Genomic DNA, 21,687 nt, shown 5'->3' on the forward strand with positions numbered 1-21,687 from the left:
GAGAATACTGACTTTATTGGCAAAATTCAGTAATATCTCACGCCCCAAAGTAAACAAATATTTAGTTAGCATTGGAATATATAACAATGGATAAAATCAAAGTTGGACTACAGTATTGGATCCCTCAACACGGTTTGACACGTTTCATCGGAAAACTGGCGTCAGCCAGAGCTGGTGGTCTAACAACAAGCGTCATTCGCTGGTTTATCAAACAATACAATGTCAATATGGATGAGGCAAAGCACTCAGATCCTAAGCATTTTAAGACCTTTAACGACTTTTTTGTTCGTGAGCTAAAAGAAGGTTCACGGCCAATTTCCTCTCAGGAAAATACTATTACTCACCCTGCTGATGCTTGCGTTAGCCAATTTGGGCCGATCCAAGATGGCAAACTTATTCAAGCTAAAGGGCATAAGTACACTGCTCAAGAGCTACTTGGAGGGGATGCTAAATTAGCGACAGAATTTTTTGGTGGTGACTTTGCAACTCTTTATCTTTCACCACGTGATTATCACAGAGTTCATATGCCATGTGACGGTACCTTGCGTCAAATGATATACGTACCAGGTGACCTATTTTCAGTGAATCCTCTCACGGCAGAAAATGTCCCTAATTTATTTGCCCGTAACGAGCGTGTTGTAAGCATTTTTGATACCGAGTTTGGCCCTATTGCACAAGTACTAGTCGGAGCTACAATTGTTGGCAGTATTGAGCAAGTCTGGGCTGGTACCATCACTCCACCACGTGGTAATAGCGTGTATAAATGGGATTATCCAAACACGGGCGACAAAGCCGTAGTACTTAAAAAAGGGCAGGAAATGGGGCGGTTTAAGTTAGGCTCAACGGTAATCAATCTATTTGCGAAAAACTCTATTAAGTTCGATGATTCTATGGCTACCGGCCACTCAACGATAATGGGAACGCCATTCGCTTCTGGTCTTGAAACAGATTAAAAAATATATATCTCATATGACAGCCCTGATTTTCAGGGCTTTTTTGACTCAAAACAAACTCAGATTAAAAGATCATCATTGAGTATTCAAATTCCTATCCACGTCTAAAACCCCAATACTGAGATACTTTATGCTAAAGCCATGTTGACCTTTAAGGTTAAATTCTATGCCCCCAAATTCACTGGCTTATTCAACTGGGTTTATTGAAGGTAAAGATATGGCAAAAACGGGCGCCCTACTCGGTATTTTAGGGTTATTTGTTATTTACACAGCAGTAATTATTTTAGAAGCCTATTAACAAAAACCAAACCAACACCATACTGCTACATTGGCAAGGGCTATCATAGCCTTACTCAAGGAAGTTATGATCATTAACTAATGGCTATCAGAATAATCGCTAATAACAGCTTTATATTCACTCATAATTGACGACAATAAGCTTACAAACAGGAAACTATGACTTGCTAAAACCTTAATAGGTAAAGAATTGAAAGATAACAACACAAACAACCCGATAATCTTTGATCTTTACCTACAGTTTTGGCTTAAAAGTGTAGTAAAATTACGCTAATTTTGTTTCCTAAGTTACTATGAATTGGATGAGGACATCACTATGTCAGCTAAGAAACCATTGGCTCTTGTTATTTTGGACGGCTATGGTCATCGAGAAGATGCCGCACATAATGCTATTGCAAACGCTAAAACACCAGTCATCGACAATCTACTAGCCGGTTATCCTAATACACTCATCTCTGCTTCAGGTCTTGATGTAGGTTTACCTGATGGACAGATGGGCAACTCAGAAGTCGGCCACACCAATATTGGGGCAGGTCGAGTGGTTTACCAAGATTTGACCCGAATCACTAAGTCCATCGCCGATGGTGAGTTTTCACAAACACCAGCTCTAGTTGAAGCGATTGATACAGCAGTAAAATCTCAAAAAGCAGTCCACATCATGGGACTAATGTCTCCGGGCGGTGTTCATTCCCATGAAAATCACATCTACTCTGCGATAGAAATGGCAGCAAGCAGAGGCGCAGAAAAGATCTATTTGCACTGTTTCTTAGATGGCCGTGACACACCACCCCGTAGTGCAGAAAATTCCCTAACGCGTTTCGATAAACTATTTCACAAGCTGGGTAAAGGTCGTATTGCTTCACTTATCGGTCGTTACTATGCAATGGATCGTGATAACAACTGGGAACGTGTTCAAGCAGCTTATGACCTTTTAACTCAAGCTAAAGCAGAGTTCCAATCCAATTCTGGAGTTTCAGGTTTGAAAGCTGCTTATGAACGGGGAGAAAACGATGAGTTCGTTAAAGCTACTGCGATAAAAACTAATGGCCAAGAAGATGCGATCATCCAAGATGGTGATACGGTTATCTTTATGAACTACCGAGCTGACAGAGCACGACAAATAACACGGACATTTGTTCCTGGATTTGACTGTTTTGAACGCACAGTATTCCCGAACATTCACTTTGTGATGCTTACACAATATGCAGCGGATATACCTCTTGCAATTGCTTTCCCTCCAGCATCTCTAGAAAATACATATGGTGAATGGCTATCAAAACAAGGTCATACTCAATTACGTATCTCTGAAACGGAAAAATATGCCCATGTGACCTTTTTCTTTAATGGCGGTGTAGAAACAGAATTTGAGGGTGAAGAGCGCCAATTAGTAGCATCTCCTAAAGTTGCAACCTACGATCTGCAACCAGAAATGAGCTCTGAAGAATTAACTGAAAAAATGATTGCAGCTATTAAATCAGGTCAATATGATACTATCATTTGTAACTATCCAAATGCTGACATGGTTGGTCATACTGGTGTTTATGACGCAGCTAAATCTGCCATTGAGGCACTAGATTTCTGTATAGGTAAGGTTGTATCAGCCATCCAAGAAGTCGGTGGGCAAATGCTGATTACCGCAGATCACGGTAATGCAGAAATGATGGTTAACCCCGAGACAGGAGGCACTCATACTGCGCATACCAACCTCCCAGTCCCTCTTATCTATGTGGGCGATAAACAGATTGAATTAAAAGAGGGTGGTAAACTTTCTGATCTAGCTCCAACAATGTTATCTCTATCAGGTCTGAATATTCCAGATCAAATGACAGGTGAAATATTAGTGAAATAACCTTCGCCCAGTTTTAGCGTAAAGTTCTACTGGCTTGCAAATGATTAAATAACCAGTAGGACTTTACACTTTCTAGGCAAAGTTTCATTTGACACATCTCAATACCCACCAACATACAAAGTTATGAATATCACAGAGAAAACTCTCTTATTTACTTACCAGTAGCTAGTTTTTATTTCTTCCTCAACAAGTTTTAACATTACTCTTTCTTCAGAGGAATGTGTTTGGTTATACTGACTGCCAAATAAGGATTTAGGACTGACACCTCACATGGCAATACAGCAATCGAGACGAACATTAGCTTTACCTAAAATTGCTGGATTACTATGCATCATATTGACCATTTTAGCATTCCCATGCAGGTCCTCGTCACCGACTGAACTAAAAGGTGTCAGCAATGAAATTTCCAGACAGAAACAGGCGTTAAGTTCACGACAAAAAAAACTCGATTCACTCCAGCAGTCATTAAAAAAGCAAGAGCTCAGTATTGCTCGATTGGAAAAAGACATTAAGCAAGCAAAGGCATCGTTATATAAAACCAACCAAAGTATTTCTGCGCTAGAAAAACGCATGGCTTCATTACAAAAACAAAAACAAAAACAAACTGAAGTCCTAGCTGAGCTTTTGCAAACTTATTACGCTACACAAAGAGCAAACTCTTCAACCAACCTTCTTAATCAAGGAGTAGAGGAAGACAGAATAAGCCAATACTTCCAGCACCTAGCTAAGCAACGGGCAAGAACAATTGAACAGCTAGAAAAAACGGTAACTGAATTAACTAAAAGTGACACGCAGCTTCAATTAGAAAAACAGCAAATTACTACTTTGCTTACTAAGCAAAAGCAAGCACGTAAGCGTTTAACTAAAGAACAGTCTAAACGGAAAGGTACAGTCGGCAGCATTAGAAAAAACATCTCCAATGATAAGGTTTATCTGACAGAACTCCAACGTAATGAAACGCGGCTAAAAGCAGAAATTGCTAAAGCAGCGAAGCGTAATAATACCATTCCCATGGACGGACTAGCCAAGCGAAAGGGCCAACTTCCTTGGCCACTGAAAGGGAGCGTACTACATAATTATGGTTCTAGACAAACGGGACAGCTTAACTGGAAAGGGATGGTTATTGGTGCCAAATATGGCCAGACCATTAAAGCCGTTTATTCAGGAACCGTCGTCTTTTCTGACTATTTGAGAGGTTATGGACTCGTCATTCTGCTCGATCATGGTAAAGGCGATATGACCTTATACGGCTTTAATCAAAGCTTACTAAAAAACGAAGGTGATAAAGTCTCTGCTGGTGAGACAATTGCTCTAGCGGGTGATACTGGCGGCCAGCCCAAAGCCTCACTGTATTTTGAAATAAGACGTAACAGCAAAGCTCAGAACCCAAAGAGTTGGTTAACTAGGTGATTCATTTGCTTGCTGAAATTGATTGACAATAAAAGCTTTCGACTTTAGATATAAATGCAGGCAGCTTATCTTTATCTAATACATTAATTCCTCCAGAAGCAGCACGCCCTCCTCCTGTAAAAAATTGAGCGCATAACTCTCCAGCTCCCAACCTATAATTAATAGGAGCACGCAACGACACCTTGTAGCTACCATCTTGATTCTCTGTCAACACAACATGTGCAGAGTTAGGGGATTGATTTGCAAGCCAGTTACCATAAACTCCGCTAATACGCCTCGAGGCTGCTTGATCTGGCAACTCAAACACCGCGATGTAATGACTGCGATGCAATGGCTCTATCGAGAGTACTTGTGCCATGTCTCGATCGTACGAATCGCGTAATATAGGATATGGTGATTTGTGGTCATCAAGAACAGCAAAGGGATCATTATAAGCTAACAACTTTTGATAAAGTTCATCGGGAGCAAAGTTCAAATCCGCTAAAGTACCACCGTAACCATTGTAGTTAATCAAACTTCCTAACTCTCTTAGCTCCATTCTCTGCTGCCCACTCAGGCCAGCGGCTAACGAAAGTTTATCAGCCTTAGAAACTAAATTATCGCCGTAAGCTGCTACTATTGCCCAGTAGTGGAATTGCCCACCGAGTAATTTATCTACAATCAATGCTGTGCACACATCAGCATTAAGATCAATATGAGCCTCGAGTCCAGTTGCATGAGGGATCTCCCCAGACTGGTGGTGGTCTACATAGAACACCGAAGCGCCACAATTAAGTATTTTATGGAGCGCTGCCATATTACTTAACATCGAAATGTCCAGCACTGTCAGAGTATCCCCTGACTGACAATGTAAAGAATTTAAAAGCTGAATATCTCGCTTCAAGCCAGTAACTAGAACCGCTGTTCTGGGCTCGGCTAACCTTAGTTGAAGCAATGAAATAATACCATCAGCATCACCATTGAACACATCGTAATGCATAAAAAACCCCTTAAAGACTATTATGGTACTTTAAAGGGTTAATATGATTTGAACAATCGCATTTAGTTATGCTTAAGCATGAATTGCTTTAACACCGTCTTCAAGTAGTTGTAATTGTTCCAATCCTTGCAACGTTGCCTTTGGCTTTACCACTGTGATCATCTGCAACATACCTTGGTGAATTATCTGCTCGGTGATCTGAGTCTTTTGTGACATCGCAGAACGATAACCAAGCCAGCTAGAAGCAATCAAATGCAGCGTTGTCACCAAAGGTTTCATCTCATTTTCTTCTACCGCTAGTAATTCCAATTCAACAAACGATCGCATAATGTTGACTAGGTTTGTCTGCAATTTTTCTTGAATCTGAATATAATCATCATGTAACTCTTCATCTCTTTGAAGAATTTCTGGAAGATTGGCGTAAAAAAAACGGTACTTCCACATCAAGTTAAACGTAGAGTCTAGGTAATGCTTGAGCAAGACTAAGCTTTCTTGCTGCCCATGAATTGGAGAAAACCGTTCTAACAGTTCATTAGAGTAGAGTGAAAAAATCTCACGTACTATTTCCTGCTTATTACGGAAATGGTAGTAGAGATTACCAGGGCTAATATCAATATGTGCAGCGATGTGGTTAGTGGTGATATTACGTTCACCGTTTTCATTAAAGAGATGCAATGCGGCAAGCACTATTTTGTCGCGTGTCTTCATTTGTTTCCCGTATCCTCTGCAATTAATAATGTCAGTATAATTTGGGTCAATTTACTTTTAGAGCTAATTTGTCATCCGGTTATCATTCTTTATGCAAAGCAGAAATAACCTCACATTACCACTCTACATGATTAAATCATGATTCAACAGCAAGGAACTACAAACATAAAATCACAAAATAGTGATAAGAATCATAATAATAAGCCATCATACTTAAAATATACCAACCAAAAAACAAAAAGCGTCTAATTAGGTCAGACGCTTTAGTGAATGTTGGTTTATTTGTGGTAAGGCTTAGATAATTCGTGCACAGCATCAACAAAAACACCCGCATTTTCCGGCGGCACATCGAGATGAATACCATGACCTAAATTAAATACATGACCAGTTCCCGCCTCCCCAAACCCTTTTAAGATATCTGCAACTTCTTGACGAATTCTCTCTGGTGAAGCGTATAACATTGAAGGATCCATATTTCCTTGTAATGCCACTTTATTCCCGACACGCTCAACGGCCTCTTCAATATTAATCGTCCAATCTAAACCAATGGCATCACAGCCTGTCGCTGCAATTTTCTCTAGCCACATACCACCATTTTTGGTAAACAAGGTCACTGGAACTCGACGACCATCATTTTCACGAATTAATCCATCAACAATTTTCTCCATATATTGCAATGAAAATAGATGATAGTCACGCGGAGTCAATACACCACCCCAAGTATCGAACACCATAACAGACTGTGCTCCAGCCTTAATTTGCGCATTAAGATATTGGATAACACTATCTGCTAGTTTATCCAATAAAGTATGGAGTATTTGCGGTTCTGAATACATCATTTTCTTGATCTTCGTAAACGCCTTTGAACTCGCTCCCTCAACCATGTAGGTCGCCAATGTCCAAGGGCTACCAGAGAAACCAATTAATGGAACCTCTCCGTTTAAGTCCTTGCGTATTTGGCGTACCGCATTCATCACATATTGCAATTCACCTTCAGGGTCTGGGATACCAATTTTTTCTACATCAGCTTTACAGGTAATGGGGTTATCAAATACAGGACCTTCGCCTGCTGCAAAACGTAACTCTAAGCCCATAGCGTCTGGGATAGTTAAAATATCAGAAAATAAAATAGCAGCATCAAGCGGGAAACGGCGTAATGGCTGAAGAGTAACTTCTGATGCTAATTCAGCATTTTTGCACAGAGACATAAAGTCACCCGCTTCAGCACGGGTTGCTTTATATTCAGGCAGATAGCGTCCCGCTTGGCGCATCATCCATACTGGGGTGTAATCTACTGGTTGCTTTAAAATCGCACGCAGATAACGATCATTTTTCAGTTCAGTCATTCCGTATTTCCAACTATTGAGCTTCGATTTATCGCGGCTATTCTAACACTGTTTGACCACTAAAAGCGGCGTGCTTTGTAACCTGGATCAAGTTATTAACGTTTAAATCAGCGCTTAATTTGCACCCAATCTATAACAGTGATAAAAATTGATCCGCTAGCAAAAATAATAATTATAACCTGAGTACCTGCTACTCAGCATCTCATAACGACATCTTACTTACCCCCTCCCTCTCGGAGGGTTTTTTTCTTGAAAACAATACATTACCAATAAGAAACAAGCCTTTCATAAAATATAAACCACCAATAGAACATGATTCTTTAGCCGCAATCCTGCAGTGTCTGATCGATTAATGCCCTAGCTATCGTTCCCTGAGGAGCAATCAATGGTAGTTCATGTGCATAATACCACCCAGCATTATCAAGCTCAGTATGATCAGGTTTAATCTCACCAGATTGATAATCGGCCAAAAAGCCAACCATTAAACTCGATGGAAATGCCCAAGGCTGACTCGAAAAATAGCGAATATTGGTGATATCGATACCTGTTTCTTCTTTAACTTCACGTACCACACATTGCTCAAGAGTCTCACCCACTTCAACAAAACCAGCAATAACCGTATGTATACCGCTACGATGACGAGAATGTTGGGCTAATAAAATTTGTTTCCCTTTACGCACAGCAACTATGATACAAGGAAATATTCGTGGGTAATGTAAAGTTCGACAATCGCTACACTGCATCGCTAGCTGGGTATTATTAAGATGATTCCTACCGCCACAAATACTACAAAACCTTAGTGTCTGCGTCATATGACCGTATTGAACTGCCTTACTAATGAGTAAGAATAGTGATTCAGAAAAAGCTAAACACTCACGTAATCCGGACATTGGTAATTCCTGCTCAATTTCAGCTACATCTAGCCACATCACTGGTAAATCATGATAGTCACCAATTTTTATCCCTGACTTTTGTGGTAGTGATAGCTCCTGAGCGGAACCACAAGGTAATGCGCCGTCTACCAACCAAACCTCACTTCCAGATACGACACACCAATAAGCATTGTCTATTCGCTTTCTATCATTCTCGCTTAACATTACCATCCCTCTTTGCTTGCAGTTCATTCATTTTACTGGCAATCTTAATTCATACCAGAGTTTGTGGCAGAACGATTTTCTAGCTATAAACTCTAGTAAGAACGAGAAGTTTTGCTCTGCATGTGCTTTGGGAGTCAAAGCGTAACTGTCACTGCAAAAGTGGCTCGATCATGAGGATATGGTCATGCTGAATAAATTCAAAAAAACACAAGAACAATGGGGTGGCTCAAGTGAGCTTATTGACCACTGGCTTGAAACCAGACAGTCGCTTATTGTTGAGTATTGTAAGCTCGCAGCTCTCCAGCCCACCTCTGTAAAAACAACACTCTCTTCGCTTCCTACAAAAAATGAACTCCAAGTATTTTGCCAACACCTAGTCGATTATATATCTGAAGGGCATTTTAAGATCTATGACATGGTAATGGATAAATGGCGCTCAACAGGTTTCGAAGCAACTGAAGAAATAAACACAACTTATGGGCGAATCGTCCTGACTACAGATCCAGTGCTAAATTTTACCGATAAATATGCAGCCGTTGGAGATGATGAACCTCTTGAATCTTTTGATAGTGACCTATCATTAATTGGTGAAATACTAGAGGTACGATTTGAAGTAGAAGATCAGTTAATCCAATTAATTGCAGATAGCTTAGCGGTGCCGCCTGGCGCTTAAAAACTTTCTGGTAACCGTTTTCTTTATCAGAACAATTTTGTAAGGTTTAGTACAAAAAAAAGGCACCCAAAGGTGCCTTTAAACGCGATTTATTCGCTATGACTCATCAACTGAGAAACCTGCATTCAGCAAAGCAGCCAAGTTATCTGTTGCTTGTTCAACAGATGGGCCTTCTTGCTCTTCAACACGCTTAGCTTGACGATCTTGGTGGTACGCGAAACCTGTACCTGCTGGTATTAGACGACCAACAATAACGTTTTCTTTCAGACCACGTAACTCATCACGCTTACCAGAAACTGCAGCCTCTGTTAACACGCGAGTTGTCTCCTGGAACGATGCCGCAGAGATGAAAGATTCAGTTGCTAGAGACGCCTTCGTGATACCTAATAGCTCACGTTCGAAGCGAGCTGGCTCTTTGCCTTCTGCTTCTAATTGACGGTTAGCAATCTTAACATTTGCATACTCCACTTGTTCACCAGCTAGGAAATCTGAATCACCTGCGAAAGTAATGGTACACTTACGAAGCATTTGACGAACAATAGTCTCAATGTGCTTGTCGTTAATCTTAACGCCCTGTAGACGATATACTTCTTGAACTTCGTTAGCGATGTACTGAGTCACAGCATGTATACCACGTAAACGTAGAATATCATGTGGGGATTCTGGACCATCTGCGATCACATCACCACGCTCAACCTTCTCACCTTCGAATACGTTAAGCTGACGGTGCTTAGGAATCATTTCTTCGTAAGCGTCACCGCCATCACGAGTGATAACTAAACGGCGCTTGCCTTTAGTTTCTTTACCAAAGCTCACAGTACCTGTGTGCTCAGCAAGAATTGCAGGCTCTTTCGGCTTACGAGCTTCGAACAAGTCAGCAACTCGTGGAAGACCACCAGTGATGTCTTTGTTTCCGCCAGATTTTTGAGGAATACGAGAAAGCGTATCACCCACACCGACTTCAGCACCATCTTCGATGTTCACAATCGCTTTACCAGGTAAGAAGTAATGAGCTGGCATATCAGTTCCAGGAATCATTACATCTTTGCCTGCTGCATCAATAAGCTTGATCGCTGGGCGCATGTCTTTACCAGCTGCTGGTCTAGCGGCAGCTTCTGTTACTTCACTAGAAGATAAGCCTGTTAGATCATCAGTTTGGCGAGAAACTGTTACACCATCAATCATATCTACAAACTGGATACGACCTGCCACTTCAGTAATAATTGGCATGGTGTGCGCTTCCCAGTTTGCTACTGTTTCGCCAGCTTCAACGGCTTCGTTGTCACCTTTGCTCAGTAGAGAACCATATGGAAGTTTGTGCTTCTCTTTAGTGCGACCAAATTCGTCAATAATAGTTAGCTCAGATGCACGCGAAGTGATAACCAGCTTACCTTCTTTATTAGTAACAAATTTAGCATTGTGCAGCTTTACAGTACCTGTCGTTTTAACTTGGATGCTGTTTTCTGCCGCTGCAGTTGAAGCCGCACCACCAATGTGGAAAGTACGCATCGTAAGCTGTGTACCTGGCTCACCGATGGACTGCGCAGCAATAACGCCTACTGCTTCCCCTTGGTTTACTAGGTGTCCACGTGCTAGATCGCGACCATAACACTGTGCACAACAACCAAAGTCAGCGTCACAAGTAACAACTGAGCGTACTTGGATTTTGTCTACTGAGTTATCTTCCATGATCTGGCACCACTTCTCATCAATGAGAGTGTTACGTGAGATCAGAACATCGCCAGTGCCAGGTTTCAGTACATCTTCTGCAACAACCCGACCTAGAGCAAGCTCAGAAAGAGCAACTTTAACGTCACCACCTTCAATATGAGGCATCATATCGATACCTTGACGAGTGCCACAGTCATGTTCATGAACGACAACATCTTGAGCAACATCTACTAAACGACGAGTTAGGTAACCAGAGTTAGCTGTTTTCAGTGCTGTATCCGCAAGACCCTTACGAGCACCGTGCGTTGAGATAAAGTACTGAAGTACGTTTAGACCTTCTTTAAAGTTCGCTGTGATAGGCGTTTCAATGATAGACCCATCTGGACGAGCCATAAGACCACGCATACCTGCAAGCTGACGGATCTGAGCAGCAGAACCACGAGCGCCCGAGTCAGCCATCATATAGATGCTATTGAAAGACTCTTGTTGCTCATCTTCACCTTCACGGTTAGCCACTGTTTCAAATGAAAGGTTTTCCATCATCAGTTTCGCAACACGATCATTGGTTGATGCCCAAATATCGATTACTTTATTGTAACGCTCACCGGCAGTCACAAGACCAGACTGGTACTGTTCTTGAATTTCACGAACTTCAGCTTCAGCAGCTTCGATTTCGGTGTACTTCGCATCAGGTACAACCATATCGTCGATACCAACTGAAACACCAGACAATGCTGCATAAGCAAAACCTGTGTACATGATTTGGTCAGCGAAAATAACTGTATCTTTCAAACCTAGCTTACGATACGCCTCATTAAGTAGGTGAGAGATTTGCTTCTTACCTAACTTTTGGTTGACGATGCTAAACGGAAGGCCAGACGGCACGATTTGCCACAGCATTGCACGACCAATAGTTGTATCAACTAATTTGGTTTCTGTAGTGCTATTGCCGTCTTCATCTTTAACTGTCTCAGTGATTCGAACTTTAACGCGAGCATGAAGCTCTGCAGACTTAGTACGGTATGCTTTCTCAGCTTCAGCTGAACTAGCAAGGTACATACCTTCGCCTTTGACGTTGATCTTTTCACGAGTCATATAATAAAGACCCAACACAACGTCCTGAGAAGGTACGATGATAGGATCTCCTGACGCTGGCGACAGAATGTTGTTTGTCGACATCATCAAAGTGCGCGCTTCAAGCTGTGCCTCTAGAGTTAGAGGTACGTGAACCGCCATTTGGTCACCATCGAAGTCCGCGTTATACGCTGCACACACTAGTGGGTGTAACTGAATCGCTTTGCCTTCAATAAGTACAGGTTCGAACGCCTGAATACCTAAACGGTGAAGTGTAGGTGCACGGTTGAGTAATACTGGGTGCTCACGAATAACTTCGTCTAGAATATCCCAAACTACCGCTTCTTCACGCTCTACCATCTTCTTAGCCGCTTTGATCGTCGTGGCTAGACCGCGCGTCTCAAGCTTGCTATAGATAAACGGTTTGAATAGCTCAAGTGCCATCTTTTTAGGAAGACCACACTGATGCAGACGAAGATATGGGCCTACTGTGATTACAGAACGGCCAGAATAGTCTACACGCTTACCAAGAAGGTTCTGACGGAAACGGCCTTGTTTACCCTTGATCATATCAGCAAGAGATTTCAGAGGACGCTTATTAGAACCTGTGATTGCACGACCGCGACGACCATTATCAAGCAATGCATCGACAGACTCTTGTAGCATACGTTTTTCATTACGTACGATAATGTCTGGCGCCGCAAGCTCTAATAAACGCTTCAAACGGTTGTTACGGTTAATTACTCGACGATAAAGATCGTTCAGATCTGATGTCGCAAAACGACCACCATCGAGCGGTACTAAAGGACGCAGATCTGGCGGAAGTACCGGAAGTACTGTTAAGATCATCCACTCTGGATTGTTTCCAGATTGAACGAAAGCTTCAACTAACTTCAAACGCTTAGTGATTTTCTTACGCTTAGTCTCAGAATTAGTAGACTGAAGCTCTTCACGCATTTCTTCGATTTCAGCTGGAAGATCCATAGACGCAAGTAGGTCTTTGATCGCTTCCGCACCCATCTTAGCCGTGAATTCATCACCCCACTCTTCTAGGCGATCCAGATACTCTTCTTCAGTTAGCATCTGAGACTTTTCTAGATCCGTCATACCTGGTTCAGTTACTACGTACATCTCGAAGTAAAGAACACGCTCGATATCACGTAGCGGGATATCCATCAGCAAACCGATACGAGACGGTAGTGATTTTAGGAACCAGATGTGAGCAACTGGTGAAGCAAGTTCAATGTGGCCCATACGGTCACGACGAACTTTAGTTTGTGTAACTTCAACGCCACACTTTTCACAGATAACACCACGGTGTTTCAGACGCTTATATTTGCCACAAAGACATTCATAGTCTTTTACTGGACCAAAAATACGCGCACAGAACAGACCATCGCGTTCAGGTTTGAACGTACGATAGTTGATCGTTTCAGGTTTTTTAACTTCACCAAAAGACCATGAACGAATCATGTCCGGTGAAGATAGACCGATTTTGATTGCATCAAATTCTTCAGTCTTATGCTGTGCTTTTAGAAAGTTTAATAAGTCTTTCACAATCAGCTCCTGTAAGGAGTTAGAAGGGGCTCACCCGCAAAAGTGAGCACCTTCAACCAAATAACCCCGTGGGGATTACTCTTCGTCTTCTAGCTCGATGTTGATACCTAGCGAGCGGATCTCTTTCAACAATACGTTGAACGATTCTGGCATGCCAGGTTCCATGCTATGGTTACCATCAACGATGTTTTTATACATCTTGGTACGGCCGTTAACGTCATCAGACTTAACCGTTAGCATTTCTTGTAGGGTATAAGCTGCACCATATGCTTCCAGTGCCCATACTTCCATCTCACCGAAGCGCTGGCCACCGAATTGAGCTTTACCACCAAGTGGTTGCTGAGTAACTAGGCTGTACGAACCCGTTGAACGAGCGTGCATCTTGTCATCAACAAGGTGGTTCAACTTGAGCATGTACATGTAACCAACCGTTACAGGACGCTCAAATGCATCACCAGTGCGACCATCAAACAGAGCCAACTGACCAGATTCTGGTAGTTCGCCAAGTTTTAGTAGATCTTTGATCGATTGCTCAGAAGCACCGTCAAAAACAGGTGTTGCGATTGGCAGGCCACCACGCAAGTTGTTCACCAAAGTGCGCACTTCATCATCAGTCAAAGATGCCACATCAACAATCTGACGGGTATCACCAAGATCGTAAACCTTCTGCAGGAAGTCACGGAATTTAGCTAGTTCCTGCTGCTCTTTGAGCATTTGGTTGATCTTATCACCAATACCTTTAGCCGCGAGACCTAAGTGGACTTCAAGGATCTGACCTATGTTCATACGAGAAGGTACACCTAACGGGTTAAGCACGATGTCAACCGGCTGACCTTTCTCATCATAAGGCATGTCTTCAACAGGGTTTATCTTAGAGATAACACCTTTGTTACCATGACGACCCGCCATCTTGTCACCAGGCTGGATACGACGTTTAACCGCAAGGTAAACTTTAACGATCTTCAATACGCCTGGTGCTAAGTCATCGCCTTGAGTGATCTTACGACGCTTAGTTTCAAACTTCTTATCGAAGTCTGCTCTTAACTCATCGTACTGCTCAGCCAGTTGCTCAAGCTGAGTCTGTTGAGCATCATCTTCAAGCGTCAGCTCTAACCACTTTTTACGGTCGATAGCGTCAAGTTTGGCTTCAGTGTAACCACCGTCAACAAGAACAGCTTTAACGCGGTTTAGAAGACCACCCTCAAGAATTTGGAACTCTTCAGTAAGGTCTTTCTTCGCTTCTTTGAGCTGCATCTGTTCAATTTCAAGTGCACGCTTGTCTTTTTCAACACCGTCACGAGTAAATACTTGAACATCGATGATAGTACCCGAAACTGAATTTGGTACACGTAGAGACGTATCTTTAACGTCCGACGCCTTTTCACCAAAAATTGCACGCAGTAGCTTTTCTTCAGGAGTTAACTGAGTTTCACCTTTAGGCGTTACTTTACCAACTAAGATGTCACCGCCTTTGACTTCTGCACCAATGTAAACGATACCTGACTCGTCTAATTTAGACAGAGCGGATTCACCTACGTTTGGAATATCAGCAGTGATCTCTTCAGAACCAAGCTTGGTATCACGCGCCACACAAGATAACTCTTGGATGTGGATAGTCGTGAAACGGTCTTCTTGGACAACACGTTCAGAAACTAGGATAGAATCCTCAAAGTTGTAACCGTTCCAAGGCATAAATGCGATACGCATATTCTGACCAAGTGCAAGCTCACCAAGGTCAGTTGAAGGACCATCAGCTAAAACGTCGCCACGTGCAACAGGCTCACCAGGCATAACAGCTGGACGCTGGTTGATACACGTATTTTGGTTTGAACGAGTGTACTTAGTTAAGTTGTAGATATCGATGCCAGCTTCACCAGGAATTAGCTCGTCTTCATTAACTTTAACTACAATACGAGAAGCATCAACAGATTGTATAACACCACCACGTTTGGCAACGGCTGTAACACCTGAATCTACCGCAATATTACGTTCGATACCTGTACCGACTAAGGGCTTATCAGCTCTAAGTGTCGGAACAGCTTGACGTTGCATGTTAGCACCCATTAGCGCACGGTTCGCATCATCGTGTTCTAGGAACGGGATAAGCGATGCTGCGATAGAAACAACTTGGTTAGTCGCAACATCCATATAATCTACATGGTCGCGCGGGTGTAAACCAGATTCACCTTTCTGGCGAGCTGTGATTAGCTCTTCAGCAAACGTACCTTCTTCGCTCAGCACTGTGTTCGCTTGAGCGATGACGTATTGACCTTCCTGAATAGCAGATAGGTAATCAACCTCGTCAGTTACAACACCATCAACTACACGGCGGTATGGTGTCTCAAGGAAACCATACTCGTTACAACGCGCAAATGCAGATAGAGAGTTGATCAGGCCGATATTTGGACCTTCTGGCGTTTCGATAGGACACAAGCGACCATAGTGAGTCACGTGTACGTCTCGAACTTCAAAACCAGCTCGCTCACGAGTCAAACCACCTGGACCCAAAGCAGAAATACGACGCTTATGCGTCACTTCTGATAGTGGGTTGTTTTGATCCATAAACTGTGAAAGCTGAGAAGAACCAAAAAACTCTTTAACTGCAGCCGATATTGGCTTGGCGTTAATGAGGTCCTGAGGCATGATGGCATCAAGATCACCTAAACTTAGGCGTTCTTTAACCGCACGTTCAACACGTACTAGACCAACACGGAACTGGTTCTCAGCCATTTCGCCAACACTACGGATACGACGGTTACCCAAATGGTCAATGTCGTCAACTTCCCCGATGCCGTTACGAATAGCGATAAGCTTCTTCATCACTTCGATGATATCTAGCTCATCCAGCGTACCTTGCTCTTGCGCATCGTCACGCTCAATAGAGCTATTGAACTTCATACGACCTACAGTAGACAGATCGTAACGCTCTTCTGAGAAGAATAAGCTATCAAATAGTGACTCAGCAGCTTCTTTCGTTGGTGGCTCACCAGGGCGCATCATGCGGTAGATCTCTACCAAAGCAGAAATACGATCAACAGTACTGTCAACGCGTAATGTATCTGACATGAATGGGCCATGATCTAGATCGTTGGTAAAGAGTACTTCTAATGCTTTATGACCAGCCTGAGATAGATTAGCTAGCGCTTCAAGATTAATCTCTTGGTTAGCGGCAACAATAATTTCACCAGTTGCTTCATTGATATAATCTTTAGATGCAACTCTACCTACAATGTACTCGACCGGTACTTCAATATGTTCTACGCCATCTTTTTCAAGCTGACGGATATGACGTGCAGTAACACGACGACCCGTTTCAACGTAGACCTTGCCCTTAGCTTCAATATCGAATGATGCCGTTTCACCACGTAGGCGATCGGGAACCAGCTCCATTAGTAGAGTCTGATCTTTCACCTCGAAGTTCACCTTCTCAAAGAAGATGTCTAGGATCTCTTCTGTGGTTTTACCCAACGCACGAAGGATAATAGAAGCAGGCAGTTTACGGCGACGGTCAATACGTACGTATAGGTTATCCTTAGGATCAAACTCGAAATCAAGCCATGAACCACGGTAAGGAATAATACGTGCGTTATATAGAACTTTACCTGAAGAGTGAGTCTTACCCTTATCGCTGTCGAAGAATACACCTGGACTTCTATGTAGCTGGGATACGATAACCCTCTCGGTACCGTTAATAACGAAGGTACCATTGTCTGTCATAAGCGGTATTTCGCCCATGTAGACTTCTTGTTCTTTAATGTCTTTTACAGTACCTGCTGGCGCGTCTTTATCAAAGATGACTAAGCGTAATTTTACGCGTAGTGGTTTTGAATAAGTTACGCCACGAATTTGACATTCTTTAACATCAAAAACTGGCTCACCAAGACGGTAGCTAACGTATTGCAGCTCGGAATTGCCGTTGTAGCTCTGAATTGGAAACACAGAACGGAAAGCAGCTTCAAGACCGTATTGACCCTCTGGATCCTGTTCGATAAATTTTTCGAACGAATCGAGCTGGATCGATAGCAGGTATGGAATGTCCAACACTTGTGGACGAGTACCAAAGTCCTTACGGATGCGCTTTTTCTCGGTATAAGAGTAAACCATGGGGTTCCTCAGCTCGCTGATAAGTGACCCAAACTGTCTAGAATTATTCTTAGACAGTGACTAACAACTGTTTGACTGTAGTGACATTTCATAAAGCTGTAATGAAATGTTTTTTGCTAGGAACTTGGGTGCTCAAACAGCGGAAAAATCACCCAACCCCTACAGCGCAAAAAGGCTGGTGGTTATAAAACCACCAGCCATTAGCCGTTAGGCTAAGAAACTATGCAATAATTACTTAACAGTAACACTTGCACCAGCTTCTTCTAGCTGAGCTTTAAGAGCTTCAGCTTCATCTTTCTCTACCGCTTCTTTAAGAGCTGTAGGAGCGCCGTCTACTAGAGCCTTAGCTTCTTTAAGACCTAGGCCAGTCGCGCCACGTACCGCTTTGATTACAGCAACTTTGTTGCCGCCAGCAGATTCTAGGATTACGTCAAACTCAGTTTGCTCAGCAGCAGCTTCGCCACCAGCAGCACCGCCAGCTACAACAGCAGCAGCAGCAGAAACGCCGAATTTTTCTTCCATCGCTTCGATTAGTTCAACAACTTGCATTACAGACATTTCTGCAACTGCATCTAGGATTTGCTCGTTAGTAATAGACATAACAATTCTCTTTTAAATCAACAATAAGTTTATTAAGCAACCAGAAAAAAGCAAGGCTTATGCCGCAGCTTCTTCTTTTTGATCACGTAGTGCTGCGATAGTACGAACCAGCTTGCCAGCAGAAGCTTCTTTCATGCACATCATTAGGCGTGCAATTGCTTCGTCGTAAGTTGGTAGTGTCGCTAGTACTTCAGCGTCAGCTAGCGCACCTTCAAATGCAGCAGCTTTGATCTCGAAGTTTGAATTCTCTTTAGCGAAGTCTTTAAAAAGACGCGCTGCAGCACCTGGGTGCTCATTAGAGAACGCGATTAGAGTAGGACCAGTGAAAGTGTCTGTTAGACACTCGTAGTCTGTACCTTCAACCGCACGACGTATTAGCGTGTTGCGAACAACTCGTACATAAACACCCGCTTCACGAGCTTGTTTACGTAGAGAAGTCATCGCGCCCACTTCAACGCCACGAGAATCAGCTACAACTGCAGAAAGTGCACCACTGGCAGCTTCGTTGACTTCAGCAACAATTGCTTTTTTGTCTTGAAGGTTTAAAGCCATCTTGGATTTACTCCTGGTTGTCGTTACACCACTCACTATTATCACAACAGTGAGAGTTATTGAGGTGCTTCCCAGAAGAAAGGTAACTATTTACATAGAGCTTTCTGTCAGTTCGGGCACCATCTACGTAGGAAAATTAAGTTTTATTGAAAAAACACCTACGGTCTTGGACGGAGACTGGGTCATAATTCACAGTAAATTCAGAAAGAATTTAATGAACCAAAGTTCAGCCCCAACCACAAATATTAAGCGCAAAATTATACATAAATTTCACGCCTAAGCAAATATATTATGCTTGCTGAGTGTTCAGGCTAGCCTGATCAACAGAAACACCAGCACCCATAGTAGTAGAGATGCTTATTTTCTGCAGGAATGTACCCTTAGCAGAAGATGGCTTAGCTTTCTTCAAAGCAACTAGAAGTGCTTCTAAGTTTTCTTTGATTTGCTCACCAGAGAAGTTAGCTTTACCAATAGTGGTATGGATAATACCGTTCTTGTCATTACGGTAACGTACCTGGCCTGCTTTAGCATTCTTAACTGCTTCAGCAACATTTGGAGTTACAGTACCAACTTTAGGGTTTGGCATTAGACCGCGAGGACCAAGAATAGTACCTAGCTGACCTACAACGCGCATTGCATCTGGAGAAGCAACAACTACGTCAAAGTTCATTTCGCCTTTCTTGACTTGCTCAGCAAGGTCTTCCATACCGACGATATCTGCGCCCGCTTCTTTAGCAGCTTCAGCATTTGCACCCTGAGTGAATACTGCAACGCGAATATCACGACCAGTACCGTGAGGTAGTACAGTTGCACCACGAACGTTCTGATCAGATTTACGAGCATCGATGCCAAGGTTAACAGCAACGTCTATAGATTCAACAAACTTAGCAGTAGCTAGTTCTTGAAGAAGAGCAACTGCTTCATTGATTTCGTATTCTTTAGTTACGTCAACTTTTTCGCGGATTACGCGCATGCGCTTAGTTAGTTTTGCCATGATCTTAACCCTCTACCACTAGGCCCATTGAGCGAGCAGTACCAGCGATTGAACGCTTCATTGCTTCGATGTCAGCACCAGTCATATCAGAAGCTTTCGTTTCTGCGATTTCTTGGATTTGAGCGTCAGTTACCGTACCCACTTTTTCAGTGTTTGGACGGCCAGAACCAGACTTAACGCCAGCCGCTTTCTTTAGAAGAACTGCTGCAGGTGGAGTCTTAGTTACAAAAGTGAAAGAACGGTCACTGTATACAGTGATAACAACTGGTGTTGGTAGACCTTTCTCCATAGATTCTGTTTTTGCGTTAAACGCTTTACAGAATTCCATGATGTTAACACCGTGTTGACCTAGAGCAGGACCAACTGGTGGACTTGGGTTTGCCATACCAGCAGCAACTTGTAGCTTGATATAAGCTTCAACTTTCTTAGCCATGATTTTTCCTAATTTTGGGTACTAACGCTAATCGACCGACCAGCTCCCCGTTTATATGAATAGCTTTCCACTTTCATCGAAGTAAAAAGGCGCGAAATTATAATCATAATTCGCGCCTTATACAAGCCTTAAAAGGTGTTTTTTTGTACTATTGCGGCTCGATATTTAGTCCTGTTTTTCAACCTGACCAAATTCAAGTTCAACAGGTGTAGCTCGACCAAAGATCGATACCGACACCTTCATGCGGCTTTTCTCATAATCCACTTCTTCAACAGTACCGTTAAAGTCAGCAAATGGACCATCTGTAACACGCACAACCTCACCCGCTTCGTACATAGTACGTGGGCGAGGTGACTCACTTGCTTTCTCAAGACGATTAAGGATAGCGTCAGCTTCCTTATCTGTGATCGGTGCAGGACGGTCAGAAGTACCACCAATGAAACCCATGACACGAGGTACGCTGCGTACTAGGTGCCAGGATTCATCGTCCATAATCATCTGAACAAGAACGTAACCTGGGAAAAACTTACGCTCAGATTTACGACGTTGACCCGCTCGCATTTCTACTACTTCTTCAGTAGGAACAAGAACTTCACCAAACAGCTCTTCCATGCTATGCATTTTAATATGCTCGCGCAGAGACTGAGCGACACGACCTTCGAACCCAGAGAAGGCCTGAACCACATACCAGCGTTTTTTAGGAGCTTCACTCATGAATTAAAACCCTCTATACCCCAGTCACAAAGTTGACAAGACGAACCATAATTCCGTCAATGCCCCAAAGCACTAGAGCCATTACAATACTTACAGCTAAAACGATCAAGGTAGTTTGTACAGTCTCTTGCCTTGTAGGCCAAACCACTTTACGAACTTCCATACGAGATTCTTTAGCGAAATCAATCGCAGCCTTACCCTTTACTGTCGTAGCTGCCACACCTAGTGCTGATGCAATTAATACAACAACACCAGCGACGCGAATCACTACAGACATTTCACCATACAGGTAATTACCCACAACAGCGGCAGCTAGCAGAGCAAAAGTGATAACCCACTTAAAGATATCTGCGCCATTTGAGCTATCAGGAGTTTCAGCATTATTTGCTTTCATAAAACCAACCTGTCAAAAGTCTTAATATAGACGACAACAACCCCGCTGCTGCAGGGCAAATCCATGAAACGACAACCTATTAGATTGGCGTGCTCTTCTTATTACTCAATAACTTACTATTCAAAATAAGCTCTTATTTGACATCTGCTTATTTGAAGAAATTAGCAAATATTATATTGAGTGCAGAAAAAGGGCATCAAATGATGCCCTTTTTGCTACTGGTTCGTCAAATCTTATTCAAAGATTTTCAGAAACCTTCGGCAATTCCTATGAATTAGTCGA

The 21,687-nt window shown here is 42.7% G+C and carries 17 protein-coding genes; 5 read left to right on the forward strand and 12 right to left on the reverse strand.

Translation table 11 applies throughout. From position 1 onward, the window contains the following. Window positions 1–86: 86 nt before the first annotated feature. From asd to KO511_RS02725, 4 genes are all read left to right on the forward strand, one after another. Window positions 87–953 (forward strand): archaetidylserine decarboxylase, encoded by an 867-nt coding sequence (gene asd / locus KO511_RS02710; protein ID WP_215985946.1) that lies wholly within the window; start codon window positions 87–89, stop codon window positions 951–953. A gap of 166 nt (window positions 954–1,119) precedes the next feature. Then, window positions 1,120–1,251, forward strand: coding sequence for an anion permease (locus tag KO511_RS02715; protein WP_215985947.1), 132 nt, complete (start codon window positions 1,120–1,122; stop codon window positions 1,249–1,251). Between the two features lie 315 nt (window positions 1,252–1,566). Continuing rightward, a complete protein-coding gene (gene gpmM / locus KO511_RS02720; RefSeq protein ID WP_215985948.1) occupies window positions 1,567–3,099 on the forward strand; it encodes a 2,3-bisphosphoglycerate-independent phosphoglycerate mutase in 1,533 nt (510 codons plus the stop codon). A 270-nt stretch (window positions 3,100–3,369) separates the two neighbouring features. Further along, window positions 3,370–4,509: a murein hydrolase activator EnvC family protein gene (locus KO511_RS02725; protein ID WP_215985949.1), complete on the forward strand. Its 1,140-nt coding sequence runs from the start codon at window positions 3,370–3,372 to the stop codon at window positions 4,507–4,509. Between the two features lies 1 nt (window position 4,510). Here the strand turns inward: KO511_RS02725 and KO511_RS02730 are convergent, their stop codons facing one another. From KO511_RS02730 to nudC, 4 genes are all read right to left on the reverse strand, one after another. After that, entirely contained in the window at window positions 4,511–5,488 is a 978-nt protein-coding gene (locus KO511_RS02730) for a DHH family phosphoesterase (RefSeq protein WP_215985950.1), read from the reverse strand. Between the two features lie 72 nt (window positions 5,489–5,560). Then, window positions 5,561–6,196 (reverse strand): TetR/AcrR family transcriptional regulator, encoded by a 636-nt coding sequence (locus KO511_RS02735; protein ID WP_215985951.1) that lies wholly within the window; start codon window positions 6,194–6,196, stop codon window positions 5,561–5,563. A 278-nt stretch (window positions 6,197–6,474) separates the two neighbouring features. Further along, a complete protein-coding gene (gene hemE / locus KO511_RS02740) occupies window positions 6,475–7,542 on the reverse strand; it encodes a uroporphyrinogen decarboxylase (RefSeq protein WP_215985952.1) in 1,068 nt (355 codons plus the stop codon). Between the two features lie 320 nt (window positions 7,543–7,862). Next, window positions 7,863–8,639, reverse strand: a complete 777-nt coding sequence (gene nudC / locus KO511_RS02745; RefSeq protein WP_215985953.1) for an NAD(+) diphosphatase — start codon at window positions 8,637–8,639, stop codon at window positions 7,863–7,865. 178 nt (window positions 8,640–8,817) lie between these two features. Between nudC and rsd the strand changes: the two genes are divergently transcribed. After that, on the forward strand, window positions 8,818–9,312 hold the full coding sequence (gene rsd / locus KO511_RS02750) for a sigma D regulator (RefSeq protein ID WP_215985954.1): 495 nt from the start codon (window positions 8,818–8,820) through the stop codon (window positions 9,310–9,312). A gap of 96 nt (window positions 9,313–9,408) precedes the next feature. On the opposite strand, the gene rpoC is transcribed toward rsd, so the two are convergent. The 8 genes from rpoC to secE form a co-directional block, all read right to left on the reverse strand. Continuing rightward, window positions 9,409–13,614, reverse strand: coding sequence for a DNA-directed RNA polymerase subunit beta' (gene rpoC / locus KO511_RS02755; protein WP_215985955.1), 4,206 nt, complete (start codon window positions 13,612–13,614; stop codon window positions 9,409–9,411). Window positions 13,615–13,689: 75 nt separating this feature from the next. Beyond that, window positions 13,690–17,718, reverse strand: a complete 4,029-nt coding sequence (gene rpoB, locus KO511_RS02760; protein WP_215985956.1) for a DNA-directed RNA polymerase subunit beta — start codon at window positions 17,716–17,718, stop codon at window positions 13,690–13,692. Window positions 17,719–17,949: 231 nt separating this feature from the next. Beyond that, entirely contained in the window at window positions 17,950–18,318 is a 369-nt protein-coding gene (gene rplL / locus KO511_RS02765; RefSeq protein ID WP_215985957.1) for a 50S ribosomal protein L7/L12, read from the reverse strand. A 57-nt stretch (window positions 18,319–18,375) separates the two neighbouring features. Further along, entirely contained in the window at window positions 18,376–18,870 is a 495-nt protein-coding gene (gene rplJ / locus KO511_RS02770; RefSeq protein WP_125319298.1) for a 50S ribosomal protein L10, read from the reverse strand. Between the two features lie 289 nt (window positions 18,871–19,159). Continuing rightward, complete coding sequence (gene rplA, locus KO511_RS02775; RefSeq protein WP_125319297.1) at window positions 19,160–19,864, reverse strand: 50S ribosomal protein L1; 705 nt, start codon at window positions 19,862–19,864, stop codon at window positions 19,160–19,162. Between the two features lie 4 nt (window positions 19,865–19,868). Then, complete coding sequence (rplK, locus tag KO511_RS02780; RefSeq protein ID WP_125319296.1) at window positions 19,869–20,297, reverse strand: 50S ribosomal protein L11; 429 nt, start codon at window positions 20,295–20,297, stop codon at window positions 19,869–19,871. A gap of 165 nt (window positions 20,298–20,462) precedes the next feature. Then, complete coding sequence (gene nusG, locus KO511_RS02785) at window positions 20,463–21,011, reverse strand: transcription termination/antitermination protein NusG (protein ID WP_125319295.1); 549 nt, start codon at window positions 21,009–21,011, stop codon at window positions 20,463–20,465. 13 nt (window positions 21,012–21,024) lie between these two features. Next, complete coding sequence (secE, locus tag KO511_RS02790; protein WP_215985958.1) at window positions 21,025–21,405, reverse strand: preprotein translocase subunit SecE; 381 nt, start codon at window positions 21,403–21,405, stop codon at window positions 21,025–21,027. Between the last annotated feature and the right edge of the window lie 282 nt (window positions 21,406–21,687).

Source organism: Vibrio hepatarius (assembly GCF_018860525.1).
Lineage (GTDB): Bacteria > Pseudomonadota > Gammaproteobacteria > Enterobacterales > Vibrionaceae > Vibrio > Vibrio hepatarius_B.

Excerpts from the sequence above, each read along its gene's own strand:
- rplJ (WP_125319298.1), bottom strand. The coding sequence starts at position 18,870 with ATGGCTTTAAACCTTCAAGACAAAAAAGCAATTGTTGCTGAAGTCAAC.
- secE (WP_215985958.1), bottom strand. The coding sequence starts at position 21,405 with ATGAAAGCAAATAATGCTGAAACTCCTGATAGCTCAAATGGCGCAGAT.
- KO511_RS02715 (WP_215985947.1), top strand. The coding sequence starts at position 1,120 with ATGCCCCCAAATTCACTGGCTTATTCAACTGGGTTTATTGAAGGTAAA.
- rplA (WP_125319297.1), bottom strand. The coding sequence starts at position 19,864 with ATGGCAAAACTAACTAAGCGCATGCGCGTAATCCGCGAAAAAGTTGAC.
- nudC (WP_215985953.1), bottom strand. The coding sequence starts at position 8,639 with ATGTTAAGCGAGAATGATAGAAAGCGAATAGACAATGCTTATTGGTGT.
- rsd (WP_215985954.1), top strand. The coding sequence starts at position 8,818 with ATGGTCATGCTGAATAAATTCAAAAAAACACAAGAACAATGGGGTGGC.
- KO511_RS02735 (WP_215985951.1), bottom strand. The coding sequence starts at position 6,196 with ATGAAGACACGCGACAAAATAGTGCTTGCCGCATTGCATCTCTTTAAT.
- gpmM (WP_215985948.1), top strand. The coding sequence starts at position 1,567 with ATGTCAGCTAAGAAACCATTGGCTCTTGTTATTTTGGACGGCTATGGT.
- KO511_RS02730 (WP_215985950.1), bottom strand. The coding sequence starts at position 5,488 with ATGCATTACGATGTGTTCAATGGTGATGCTGATGGTATTATTTCATTG.
- asd (WP_215985946.1), top strand. The coding sequence starts at position 87 with ATGGATAAAATCAAAGTTGGACTACAGTATTGGATCCCTCAACACGGT.
- hemE (WP_215985952.1), bottom strand. The coding sequence starts at position 7,542 with ATGACTGAACTGAAAAATGATCGTTATCTGCGTGCGATTTTAAAGCAA.
- KO511_RS02725 (WP_215985949.1), top strand. The coding sequence starts at position 3,370 with ATGGCAATACAGCAATCGAGACGAACATTAGCTTTACCTAAAATTGCT.
- nusG (WP_125319295.1), bottom strand. The coding sequence starts at position 21,011 with ATGAGTGAAGCTCCTAAAAAACGCTGGTATGTGGTTCAGGCCTTCTCT.
- rplL (WP_215985957.1), bottom strand. The coding sequence starts at position 18,318 with ATGTCTATTACTAACGAGCAAATCCTAGATGCAGTTGCAGAAATGTCT.
- rpoB (WP_215985956.1), bottom strand. The coding sequence starts at position 17,718 with ATGGTTTACTCTTATACCGAGAAAAAGCGCATCCGTAAGGACTTTGGT.
- rplK (WP_125319296.1), bottom strand. The coding sequence starts at position 20,297 with ATGGCTAAGAAAGTTGAAGCTTATATCAAGCTACAAGTTGCTGCTGGT.